The following is a 12505-nucleotide window of genomic DNA, read 5'->3' on the forward strand; positions in this document are numbered from 1 at the left end:
AGATTCATTAAGCTGTTGCTTGATTTGGACGATAATCAATCACATGATGACGCCAATGTTCTTTCAACTGCGGTGTAAACTCTAAATTGTTTTCGTCGTAGACCTTACCATCCACTTCACGCGCAATTAAGCCTGCAATACTGGTCATCATGTCATAACCTGTAACCGCTTTGCTATTTGGTAATGCAAGGAAAAAAGCCAAACCTTGTACCTGCTCACCCGATAAAGTTTCTAAATCGAAACCTGCTGGGCCATTATCCGTCATGCGTAATACAGAGAACATCAAAGCACTTGGTTCATCAGTATTTTCATAGCGATGGAAGCATGACATTTCACCGAAACGTAAGCCATATTTCAACAGTACTTTTAAGGCTTTATCACCTGACAATGCACGGCGTGGATTCGGATATACATTCAAGGCAATAATCTGTTCAGCGGTTGCTAAAGCACTTTCATCATCATAACGTTGTTGTTCATGTAAATGTACATCCAAGATATTGCTTTCACCATCAAACTCTTCAATAGCAACAGTTTCAATATTTGGATTTAAACTAAGCTCAGCTTCTGATTTTTCTTCGTCTGACTTTTCTGACGTCTCTAAAGTTGCAACTTTATCAACCGCTTCAGCCTCAATTTCGACCTCAGCATTGATTTGTTTTTCTTCAACCTGTTCAGCTACAGGTTCAGTTGTTGTTTTTGTATCTTCTTGTTCAGCAACAACATCTACTTTTTCTTCAACAATTACGACAGGCTCAGGAGTTTCTACTTGTGCTTCTGCTGACTCCACTTTAAAACTTGGTTCTACTCGTGCAGTTGCAGCGGTGACTGCCTCAGTTTGAAGTTGATCACGAACATGGCGCGGGATCACTGGCTGCTGACTTTCTGGATTAATATGTAAATCAGCTTCTAGTGACGGCTCAACTGGTTTTGGTTTTCTTAAAATCATCACTAAACCAACGAGCATAATCACAACGGCGATAACAATGCCTATTATTGTATTCATTTCCATACTAAGACTCCGCAACTAACCCGTATTCTTTTGCCTGTTCTAAATCGACAGTCACTAATTTTGATGTGCCTGGCTCTGGCATGGTCACTCCCAGTAAATCAGTTGCCATTGTCATTGCCAATTTATTATGTGTAATGTAAATGAATTGCACTTGTTCAGAAAGCTCTTTTACCAAATTACAATACCGCTGTACGTTGGCATCATCAAGTGGTGCATCGACTTCATCTAAAACACAGAATGGCGCAGGGTTTAACCTAAAGATAGCAAAGACCAACGCTAAAGCCGTTAAGGTCTTTTCACCACCTGAAAGCAATGCTAAAGAACTGTTACGCTTGCCGGGTGGACGTGCCATCAACTTCACGCCAGATTGCCAATCATCTTCAAGGCTTAAAGTCGCTTCACCACCACCAAACACCTTTGGAAATAACAGTTGTAACTCTTGATTGACTTGATCAAAAGTGGTCATAAACAACTTACGCGTTTCTTGGTCAATACTCTTCATTGCACCTTTAAGCTGCTCGACTGTATTTTCCAAATCTTGCATTTGGTGACTAAGCTCATCAAAACGCTGCGAAACCTCCTCATACTCTTGGGAGGCAGCTAAATTTACAGCACCAATTTTTTCAAATTGCTGTTGAGCTTTTTCGAGTTTTTGCTGATGTTCTTTAATTTCAATCGAAACATCATTTAAAGCTTCAGTATTTAATTCTTTCAACTGTTCTAAATAGTGTTCTCGATCTGATTTTGCTGCTTGCCACGCCAAACGTTTTTGCTCAAGCAATTCACGTACTTGCTCATCTTTCTGTTGTGCCAGATGACGCTGTTCCGTTAATTGTTGTTGCTTCTCTTGTACCTGATTCAATTCGAGCTGCCATTCATTCCAATTTTTTTGCAACTTTTCAGTTTGCTGGAACTGCTCTTGGAATTGAGACTCTAAATTTGGTAACTCGAGTTGAATTGGATCTACAAATTTCTTCGCCTGTTCAATTTGTTCAATAATTTGTCGATATTGAGTTTTTAGAAATGAAATATCTTTCTCTAACAACTCAATTTGCTGATTGGCTTGAGACGTCTGACGGCGCAATGCTTCACGTTGTTGTTGCTGTTGCGTGAGTTGTTGCTGTTGCTCATCCAATTGTTCATTCAAATTTTCGACTTGAAATTGTAAGGTCTTATAATTCGGCAATACGGCTTCTAATTTCAATGCCAGTGCGTGTAGATCAATCTCAAGATCATCACGCTGCATGGCATCTTCCTCAAGCTGTACATCGAGCTGTTTAAGTTGATCTGCCAATTGTTGCTGTTGTAATACAAAAGCCTGAGCTGTGCTTTGCAATTTAGCAACCTGTACATCTAACTGTTGCAGCTCTTTTTGCTTTTGTTTTAGTGTGAGCTGCTGCTGTTGCAGATTTTGTTGCTGTCGCTGTAAATCTTGCTGATATTTTGAAAATTGATTTTCTAAATCAATTAACTGCGGCTGCTTTTCTTCGAGTTGCTGTTCAATTTCCTCTAAACGGACTTGATGACTCAACATCCCCTGCGCACTTTGGCTGTCTTCGTCGTAGTGTAAACCAATCACCCAATCTGCACCGACATGATAACCATCTAGCGTTAAAATCGATTGTGATTGATGGAGTTCGGCTTGATGATCTAATGCTATCGCTAAATCATCTGCAACGGTTACATTTGCCCAAAGTGAAGACTGTGGTGCTTCAATGTAGTCACTCAAACAAGTGTCATTGCCAACTCGAACAGATTGCTGCTTTGAAGGTTTAAGTTGGCGAGCAACTCCTTCCTGAAATGACTGCTCATCATCCAATACTTGCGCTTGTAACCATTTGACCAAGAACTTTTCAATAATGGCAGCATGCATTTTACCTTGCGCAGTTAAACGCAAGCTTTGCATCAGTCGAACCACATTTTGATCATGCTTGGGACTTTGCTTTGCGACCAATTGATTTAAGTTCTTTTGTTCTGCCAATAAAACCTGAATCTCTGTTTTTAGGTTCTGTACATCGGTCTTATAAATCTGTTGTTGATCTTGCTGTTTCTGAACATCCTGCTGTAACTGCTCAATTGCAGTTTCTAATGCAATAATTTCTTGTTGAAGTTGTTGTTGTAATTGCTCAAGCTGTTCCTGCTCATCATCTTGAACTTGTGCACGAATTTGACTCGCTTGAGTCTGCACAGTTTGCTTTTGCTGTTCAATCCGCAGCACATTTTTGCCTAACTGTTCAATTTGCGCTGCCATCTGCAACTTTTTTTGTTGTTGCTGATCGACTTGTGCTTTCAGTTGTTCAAATTGTTGTTGAGCTTGCTTTTGCTGTACCTGAACATCACTTAAATTTTGTTCAGCAGATTGAGTCTGTTGTTCCAACTCAAGTAATTGCTCATTTTGCTCATCAAATTGAGTGGTTAAGGTTTCAACTTGAAGTTCAGATAACTGTAAACGTTCTTTGGTTTGTACTTTTTGCTGTTCTAGCTGTACCAAACTACTACTATTTTGCTGAAATAAGCTTTGCTTCTGCTCCAGCGTCATTTTCAATTCAGCTAACTTTTTCTCTGCTTGTTGCCATTCTAGTTGTAAAGGTGATGACTGCTGAATTAAACGTTGAAATAAAGCACTGGTCGCCTCTAAGTCATGTTCAATCGTACTGGACTCAGAACGAACAAGCTTAAAACGCTCGCCAAGTTCCGTCATTTCCACGGTATATTCTTGTTGTAACTTCTGACTCTGATTTGCCTGAAAAGAAAGAATCTCAACTTTTAGCGTTCTGATTTGACCTTCTAAAGTTTTGTATTGAATCGCTGCTTCCGACTGGCGTTTGAGTGTTCTCAGTTGGGATTTTAGTTCTGCTGCGATATCGTCTAGCCGTGCGAGATTTTGTTCAGTGTGTTCTAAGTGTTGTAGCGTTTCACGGCGACGTGCTTGATAACGAGAAACGCCAGCCGCCTCCTCAATAAACACTCGCATTTCTTCAGGCTTGGCATCGACAAGACGGTTAATCATGCCCTGCTCAATTACTGCATAAGAACGTGGGCCTAACCCTGTTCCCAAGAAAATATCGGTAATATCACGACGACGACAACGCGTACCATTTAAGAAGTATTCTGACTTACCTTCACGAGTCACTTGTCGGCGAACGGCAAGCTCATTATAGGCGTTATAAGCACCACCTAACTTGCCATAAGTATTATCAAAGCGAAGCTCTACACTTGCTACACCAACAGGTTTACGCTTGGCTGTCCCCGTAAAAATGACATCCTGCATGCTGCCGCCACGCAACTGACGTGCATTTGACTCGCCCATAACCCAGCGAATCGCATCAATAACATTCGATTTACCGCAACCGTTTGGCCCAACAACCGCAGTACGGTTTGCCTTAAAATGTAATGTTGTACTATCGGCAAAAGATTTAAAGCCTGAAAGTTTTAAACTGCTTAAACGCATACTGCCCTAACTAGCGGCGTGAGCGTCTAGCCCAAGCCAATTCAATCTGTTTCATACGTGTCAGAGATTCCAACACAAGGTTACGCAAGTGTCGACAAAAATCTTCCATAAATAAAGCAGCTTGTTGTGATTTTCGGATTAAAATAGCATCAATCACAAGCTTAAACAGGGTAAATGATTCTTGAAGTTCTCGACGAGAAGTATTTAACGTTAAAAAATAGCTACGGCGTAACGATGGCAACAGTTCTTTATAGAACTTCATGAGATATGGGTTTGCCACCATTTCATGTTGTTCAGCTAAATATTTAAAAATCGCATCGTAGAACTTTTCAATATCCCCAGCTCTGACAAACTCCACCAACTGATCAAGAAGAACCTGCAATTGCTCTGCTTCATTGACTCGCCAAGTCTCACTAATTCTCTGCACGATATGACCCAACACCATGACATTGGTATCAAATAATGCTTTGACCTGTTGCGCTGACATTTCAGAGACAATTGCACCACGACGTGGAAAAATCTCAATCAAATAAGTCCGCTCTAAAATTAACAATGCTTCGCGGACTGAGCCACGGCTTACATCTAACTCTTTAGCGATGCGTAATTCTTGAATACGCTCTCCTTCGACCAATTCTCCACTAATGATCTGTTCACTTATATATTTTGCAATCTGTTCAGAAAGACTATCAGCCTCATCGAGATTCATGATCCCCTCGCTATCTTTGTTATACGCATTGTCCAATGCTGTTTGCGCTTTTTTGTTTTAACTGATCTCGCCTCATAAATTCTATATCATTGTCTGACAATTTTATTGCTTTTTAAGCCAATCGCGATGAAAAAGCATGCTTTTTCTAAAAAAGTTGAACAGAAGCTTTATTTTTCTACGAATAAGATCAAAAAGTTAAGTTTGTAAAGTCTGATTAACCGAATGTCTGAAAGATAGAACCACTTACCAAAATTTTATTGATATAAATCACATAAAATAATATTTTTATTAAAATAAACACATTTTATCTTTGCTGAATTATTCAGTTCTTCAATATGAGTCTCATCATGGATGTTCAGCAAGCTGTTAATATTGCAATTTTTGGGATGAGTCTCAGAGTACTGAACGAGTTAAAAGAACGTGTTCTAAGTGCAGTTCCCAATCATATCCAAGTAAATTGGAGCAATATTGCTGAACCAAAACTCGATATTTTGATGATCAATCATATCTTTTTAGATTCACCCAATATTCAAAACCTGATTAAAAATAGTAATATCAAAGTATTGCGACTCATCAACAATATAGAAAAAAGCAGTACAATAGAAAATGACATTCTCTATTTACCAATCCATCATATTCACTCACTGCATCAATGGCTCAATGAGAAGCTCTTAGGTGCACCTATGCTTAAAGATCAACCGCAATTCGATGCTATTGAAAACGCTAAGCCTATTCAATACAAACAGATCAAAGATGTATTAGACGAAATTCAGAATCCTAAGAACGGTAAAATACAGATCTTCAATAATGATGGTTTACTTGCAATTGCTGATCCTCGCAATGAGTGGTTATGGCAAAGTCCAGATTATCAGTCCAAATCGACCGATCTAAGCCTTAACTACACCTATGCGACGCAAAATAACTTATCTTGGATCACGGATTCACAACAACAAGATTTAAAACAATGGCTATGGAATTTAATCTGGTCATCACCTGATTTTATAGAGTTGTGCCCTGCATCCACCTCAAGTTTTTATCTCGAAATTTGGCCACAACCAAAAAATAAAATTGATCGCCAAAATATTTTAAGAATGTCTGCTTGTTTCGCACAAGGAGCACAAATTACAACGGTTGCTACTCAACTCAATCTGTCAGAACAATACGTTAGACTTTTTATTGGCGTATGTTTAGCAACCAACTACGGTAAAGTCATTAAAGACCATCAAACGACTTATCAACCAAAAAAACAACATAACGAGACTGAGCAACACTTTATGAAGAAGCTATTTGGTCGCTTACGTCATCGTTTGGGTTTTTAATTTAGGACAACATTATGATTTTACATCAATATAAAATTGTCTTTGGTGGAACGATGGGTTCAGGTAAGTCCACAGCGATTAAAGCTCTATCAGAAATCGAAGTGCTCGGTACTGAAGCACTGAATACAGACATTGAATCACATGAGAAGCTACTCACCACCGTCGGAATTGATTACGGAGAAATCACTTTAGATGATGGTGTGAAAGTTGGTCTATATGGGACACCAGGACAAGATCGTTTTGATTTTATTTGGTCAGTCATTTGCAAAGGTGCGATTGGAACAATTGTAATGATTGACCATGCTGCGGAAAATCCACTCTTTGATTTAGATCAGTTTGTTCAAGCATTCCAACCTTTCGGCAATAATATCGTGATTGCCATTAGCCATATAGATCGAAAGCCAGAGCGTACCCTCTCTATGTATAGAGAATGGCTGCGTCAAAAAGCATTGAATTATCCATTGTTTTTTATTGACGCTCGTCAACAGGATGATGTTCTACTATTGGTCGAAACATTAATTGCAACAATTGAAGTACACTATGGTTTGATCAATTAAAGGGCTTAAAATAACCCTTTGTAAATAAAATAACTGCCCACAAAAACCAGTAAACCTGCAAAACATTTTTTCAACATTGCGGGTGATAAACGATGTGCAACCTTCGCACCTAATTTTGCAGTGATAAAACTCATCGCACTAATACCTAAAAAGGCATAAACATGGACATAACCAATCGTGTTTGGCACATCAATTTTTTCTTGAGCCCCGAACCACATGAAACCAATAGCGCCCGCAGCTGCGATAGGTAATCCACATGCCGCAGAGGTTGCAACTGCTTTCTGCATCACCACGCCATGACGATTCAGATAAGGTACAGTTAAACTCCCACCACCAATTCCAAAGATTGCTGAAGCAACACCAATTCCTCCACCAGCGGCAAATTGCCAAGGTGCAGAAGGTAAATGTCGATTGGGATCAATTACAGCATGTGCGCCTCTAAACATTTTAAATGCCATCGCAACAGCAAACAAACCGATTAAGAGTTGTAAGTGTTGACCTGACATTAAATCAGCCACGCCCGCACCCAGAAATGAACCTATCACTAAACCAGGTGCTAAATTACGAAAAACATGCCATAACACAGCCCCTTTTTTATGATGAGCCATCACAGAGCTAATAGACGTTACAATGATAGTTGCTAGTGATGTTCCAACTGCAATATGCATAATCACATTCGGGTCATAATTCATTTGAGAAAAAACGACATATAAAATTGGAACAATAATAAGCCCGCCACCGACACCAAATAGCCCTGCTGTAAATCCAGCAATTGCACCAATCAGCAAATATATGATTAACTCCATAAACTCATGACCACGCTACTCGTAAAAAATGATGGATGATTTCGCAACTCGCCAGTTACAGCAATTATTAAACGCAAAAAATCAATTTCCAGAAGTGGTGTTACTTAAAACCACCACCACATCGACCAATGATGATATGCGTGAAATTGCACAAAAAGGCATTACGACAGGACTGGTGTGCAGTGCACAACAAACGCAAGGACGTGGTCAACACCATCGTCAATGGTCATCTCCTGAAGGGAATATTTATTTCAGCACACTGATTCAAACTAAAACAGCACTCGACGGTCGCCTTGCACTTGAAATTGCACTGAATATTTTACAAATGCCTAGCTTACACGGTTTAACGTTGCAGGTTAAATGGCCAAACGATTTATATAGTCCACAAGGGAAATGGGGCGGAATTCTCGTCGAACCACTCTCTGCTCATCAGGCAATCATCGGAGTTGGCTTAAATCTCAACACTCCTCCAGTTGAAAATGCTGATCAACCGATCACCTCTCTAGCAATGTTAGGTTTACATCAGATTGATCGTTTAACATTGATTGCTGAACTTTACACGGCTATTCAACAAGCAGCACAATGGTTTGAACATGGCAGCTATAATTTAGCTGAACGTTTTAATCATCATGCGATTTGGCTAAATCAAGAAGTTGAATTTGAACATGCCAAAGGTAAAGTTCGGGGTATTTTTCAAGGAATATCCCATGACGGTGCTGTGATTATCCACACTGATCAGGCACAGCAATTTTATCAAGGGCGTCTACGCTTGGCTTCACTATAAGGAAAGCAGTCCGTTATGAAAAGCTTATGGCTCGATATTGGAAATACACGCTTAAAATACTGGATCACTGAACAAGATCAAGTAATTGAGCATGCTGCTGAGTTACATCTACAGTCTCCAGCTGACTTATTGCTTGGACTCATACAACACTTCCGTCATCAAAATCTCAGTCGCGTGGGTATTTCCTCTGTTTTAGATCCTGAAAATAATCAACGTATTCAATTTATTTTAGATATTCTAAATATCCCTGTGATCTTTGCCAAAGTACATGCTGAATATGCAGGTCTGAAATGTGGCTATGATGTGCCGAGCCAATTGGGAATTGACCGTTGGTTACAAGTGCTCGCGATGGCGAAAGTTGACCAAAACTTTTGTATTATCGGGTGCGGTACGGCTTTAACAATTGATTTAGTTGAAGGCTTTCAGCATTTAGGTGGTTATATTCTGCCAAATTTATACTTACAACGAGACTCCCTGATTCAGAATACTAAAGGAATTAAAATTCCAGATTCTGCCTTCGATAATTTAGATCCTGGCCATAATACGGTTGATGCCGTTCATCATGGAATTTTATTGGGTTTGATTAGTACCATTAATCAAATTATGCAGCAGTCACCTAAACATCTTATTCTCACAGGTGGCGATGCTCATTTATTTGCTAAATTCTTAAATCACTATCAACCTCAAGTTGAAACAGATCTATTACTCAAAGGACTGAAGCACTATGTTCAGTTTAATTCGGCTTTGAGTAAGGTCTGAAGAATATCCAATAATTGAGGAAATTCAGCATAGCCATCCTCAGCACGGAAATGCCCTGCTTGAGCAACCTCAATCAACTGGGCATTTAACATATGTGAAAATTTAAAAGTTAATGGCACTGGAACAACTGGGTCATTACTCGAAAAGAATACAATACGCCGCAAGATATTCGCTCTTAATATCCCACTATCAAAACTAAACGCTTGAACAAAAGCATCAAATTCAGGATGTTGAGGCACTCGCTCGTTAAATCCTGCTAAAAATAAGCCTGCTTTTATATTTGTCTGTTGCAACTTTTTTGCTAGAAACCGCACTGTTGCGAGACATGAAAGGCCATGTGCAATCACAATACTCTGATCATTTAAATTATTGCATTGTGCTTCAAGACAAGTCTGCCAAACCTCAGCATCAGGATGATTTGCATCTGCCAAAAAAATACGCTCTACATCAACACCTAAGCGTTTTAACTGATGATCCAACCATAGATACCAGTGCTTGTTCGGGGTCAGCATTCTCAGAATGCATAATAAATACTTTACCGCTTAAATTATGTGACATACTCAACACTATTTATTAATATAAAACATATATTTAAATTTAATTTTCATTCTTTTTATTCTATTTTAATGTAGATATTTTGTATTAATTTCATACAAACACACTTTATTATTCAAATAAAAAAGGTGCTTAAAGCACCTTTTTTAATGGAAGAGAGATTATTTCTTTTGGTCATTATTACCAAATAGAGGTCCCATATTTCCGCCACCAAATTGTTTTTGCATATTACCTAATGATTTCAACATCTTGCTCATACCAGATGGATTCGCAAACTTCTTCATCATTTTCGCCATTTGTGCTTGTTGCTTGATCAGCTTATTGACTTCAGCAACATCCATACCACAACCCGCAGCAATACGCTTTTTACGACTTGGATTCATTAAATCTGGGTTACGGCGCTCTTTAACCGTCATGGATTGAATAATCGCTTCCATACGCTTAACTTGCTTTTCAGGATTTGCTTTTTCAATCGCGTCCTGAATACCCGCATTACTCATACCAGGCAACTTGTCCAAGAAGCCCATCATGCCGCCCATTTTGCTCATTTGCTCAAATTGCATCAGCATATCTTCAAAGTTGAAGGTACCGCCTTTTTGCAATTTTTTCGCCATTTTTTCGGCTTTTTCTTTGTCGATTTTACGTTCAACTTCTTCGACCAAAGAAAGGACGTCACCCATACCCAAAATACGTTGCGCTACGCGATCAGGATGGAATGGCTCTAATGCATCAAGTTTTTCACCAATACCTAAGAATTTGATTGGCTTGCCTGTGATTGCACGAACAGAAAGTGCTGCACCACCACGGGCATCACCATCAGTTTTAGTGAGAATCACACCAGTTAAAGCCAAAGCATCATTAAAAGCTTTTGCAGTATTGGCAGCATCCTGACCTGTCATCGCATCGACAACAAACAATGTTTCTGTTGGTTTAACCGCTGCATGTAACTCTTTGATTTCGTCCATCATGTCTTCATCGACATGTAAACGACCTGCTGTATCGACAATCAAGACATCAGCAAACTGAATTTTCGCTTGCTCAATGGCACGATTCACAATATCAATCGGCTTCTCAGAAGCCTCAGATGGGATAAAACCAACACCAACATCATTTGAAACTGTTTCTAACTGCTTAATTGCCGCTGGACGATACACGTCAGCAGAAACGGTCATCACTTTTTTCTTTTGACGTTCTTTTAAGAAACGCGCTAATTTTGCGGCAGTTGTCGTCTTACCAGCACCCTGTAAACCAGCAAGTAATACAACAACAGGAGGTTTTGCACTTAAATCTAAGGTCTCATTTGCCTCACCCATCATCTTGGTGAGTTCATCATAGACAATTTTTACAAATGCCTGACCAGGAGAAAGCTGAGTCATAACTTCCTGACCGAGTGCTTCTTCCTTAACCTTCGCGATAAATTCACGAGTTACAGGTAACGCCACATCGGCTTCAAGAAGTGCCATACGTACTTCACGTAAGGTATCTTTAATATTGTCTTCGGTCAGCTGCCCTGAGCCAGTAACATTTCTTAAACTCTGTGTGAGTCGTTCTGTTAAGGTATCAAACATTGCGAAATCCGCTTAAAATGGCTAGTTGCAAAAAAATCTTTCTTAAAATAGAAAATTTATGCATAGAATGCTATAGGATACTGTAGTTCGAAGCGAATTTATATCTTATATGGTGAATATTATTCATCCTCCTAAAAAAGGTTTGACATGATCAGTCTCCCCTTGGTTTACACAATTTTGGCACTGGTCGCATATACCAGTTCTTTTTGGTATCTGTTTATCCATTTAATGTCAAAACGTACTCCAAATATTTGGTGCTATGGTCTTATCGTCGTCTTGGGGCTTGCTCTTCACGGGATAGTTCTTTATCAAGATATGGTGACACTGATTGGTGTCAATTATGATGTGTTCAATCTTATTTCTTTTACTTCTGGCTTAATGCTTGCGCTAAGTTTAGTTTTAAGTTTGATTCGACCGATTTTACCATTAAATTTAATTGGCACACCTGTAGCTGCTATTGGTTTAATTTTAGGTTATGCATTCAGTCAAGCCAATCAAGTGATTGAACAACATAGCGTTGGTCTTGATTTTCATATTATTTTATCGCTTTCTGCTTATGCAGTTTTGTTAATGGCGACGATTCAAGCTGTACTACTATGGTTTCAAGATCGTGAGCTTAAGAAAAAACAAAAAAGAAGAATTTGGGTCAATTTACTTCCTCCATTTCAAGTGATGGAATCCCTGCTATTTGACTTAATCATTACAGGTTTTGGACTTTTAACTGTTGCCTTGCTATTTGGCTTCTTTACCATCGATAATTTCTTCGCACAACATCTCGCACATAAAACTGCATTCAGTATTATTTCGTGGTTTTTATATGGTGCTCTATTAATTGGCCACTACAAATTCGGTTGGCGTGGGCGCAAGGCAATTCGCTTTACCATAACGGGTTTTATCTTGCTCGCGATTGGATTTATCGGCAGTAAATTTGTTTTAGAAATGATTTTAGGTCGCTAATTTTTTTCACTAATCATAAAAACTAGACAGACTT

At 39.1% G+C, this 12505-nt stretch carries 10 protein-coding genes and 1 pseudogene; 5 read left to right on the plus strand and 6 right to left on the minus strand.

Going from position 1 to position 12505, the window contains the following annotated elements; genetic code table 11:
• Positions 1 to 7 precede the first annotated feature (7 nt).
• From ACF8D3_RS09265 to ACF8D3_RS09275, 3 genes are read right to left on the minus strand one after another with little or no spacing between them, the layout of a single operon-like run.
• Complete coding sequence (locus tag ACF8D3_RS09265; RefSeq protein WP_019385073.1) at positions 8 to 1009, minus strand: cell division protein ZipA C-terminal FtsZ-binding domain-containing protein; 1002 nt, start codon at positions 1007 to 1009, stop codon at positions 8 to 10.
• A gap of 1 nt (position 1010) precedes the next feature.
• Positions 1011 to 4460 (minus strand): chromosome segregation protein SMC, encoded by a 3450-nt coding sequence (smc, locus tag ACF8D3_RS09270; protein ID WP_392471226.1) that lies wholly within the window; start codon positions 4458 to 4460, stop codon positions 1011 to 1013.
• Between the two features lie 10 nt (positions 4461 to 4470).
• On the minus strand, positions 4471 to 5166 hold the full coding sequence (locus tag ACF8D3_RS09275) for a GntR family transcriptional regulator (protein ID WP_004881216.1): 696 nt from the start codon (positions 5164 to 5166) through the stop codon (positions 4471 to 4473).
• A gap of 347 nt (positions 5167 to 5513) precedes the next feature.
• Between ACF8D3_RS09275 and ACF8D3_RS09280 the strand changes: the two genes are divergently transcribed.
• Positions 5514 to 6485: a hypothetical protein gene (locus tag ACF8D3_RS09280; RefSeq protein WP_392471228.1), complete on the plus strand. Its 972-nt coding sequence runs from the start codon at positions 5514 to 5516 to the stop codon at positions 6483 to 6485.
• Between the two features lie 14 nt (positions 6486 to 6499).
• Positions 6500 to 7042, plus strand: a complete 543-nt coding sequence (locus ACF8D3_RS09285; RefSeq protein ID WP_392471230.1) for an ATP/GTP-binding protein — start codon at positions 6500 to 6502, stop codon at positions 7040 to 7042.
• A gap of 5 nt (positions 7043 to 7047) precedes the next feature.
• On the opposite strand, the gene ACF8D3_RS09290 is transcribed toward ACF8D3_RS09285, so the two are convergent.
• Complete coding sequence (locus tag ACF8D3_RS09290) at positions 7048 to 7848, minus strand: sulfite exporter TauE/SafE family protein (protein ID WP_392471232.1); 801 nt, start codon at positions 7846 to 7848, stop codon at positions 7048 to 7050.
• Between the two features lie 31 nt (positions 7849 to 7879).
• On the opposite strand from ACF8D3_RS09290, the gene ACF8D3_RS09295 reads away from it, so the two are divergent.
• Together ACF8D3_RS09295 and ACF8D3_RS09300 are read left to right on the plus strand one after the other, a co-directional pair.
• Complete coding sequence (locus ACF8D3_RS09295) at positions 7880 to 8632, plus strand: biotin--[acetyl-CoA-carboxylase] ligase (RefSeq protein WP_392471233.1); 753 nt, start codon at positions 7880 to 7882, stop codon at positions 8630 to 8632.
• Between the two features lie 15 nt (positions 8633 to 8647).
• Positions 8648 to 9391 carry a pantothenate kinase gene (locus tag ACF8D3_RS09300; RefSeq protein WP_392471234.1) on the plus strand — a complete coding sequence of 248 codons (744 nt, stop codon included), beginning with the start codon at positions 8648 to 8650 and terminating at the stop codon, positions 9389 to 9391.
• Here the strand turns inward: ACF8D3_RS09300 and ACF8D3_RS09305 are convergent.
• Positions 9361 to 9949 (minus strand): annotated as a pseudogene (locus ACF8D3_RS09305) (RBBP9/YdeN family alpha/beta hydrolase). The gene ACF8D3_RS09300 and the pseudogene ACF8D3_RS09305 sit on opposite strands and share 31 nt — an antisense overlap.
• 158 nt (positions 9950 to 10107) lie before the next feature.
• A complete protein-coding gene (ffh, locus tag ACF8D3_RS09310) occupies positions 10108 to 11514 on the minus strand; it encodes a signal recognition particle protein (protein WP_004881228.1) in 1407 nt (468 codons plus the stop codon).
• 147 nt (positions 11515 to 11661) lie between these two features.
• Between ffh and ACF8D3_RS09315 the strand changes: the two genes are divergently transcribed.
• Positions 11662 to 12471 carry an inner membrane protein YpjD gene (locus ACF8D3_RS09315; RefSeq protein WP_392471236.1) on the plus strand — a complete coding sequence of 270 codons (810 nt, stop codon included), beginning with the start codon at positions 11662 to 11664 and terminating at the stop codon, positions 12469 to 12471.
• Positions 12472 to 12505: the final 34 nt, after the last annotated feature.

The organism is Acinetobacter sp. YQ_14 (assembly GCF_043102985.1).
Taxonomy (GTDB): Bacteria; Pseudomonadota; Gammaproteobacteria; order Pseudomonadales; family Moraxellaceae; genus Acinetobacter; species Acinetobacter venetianus.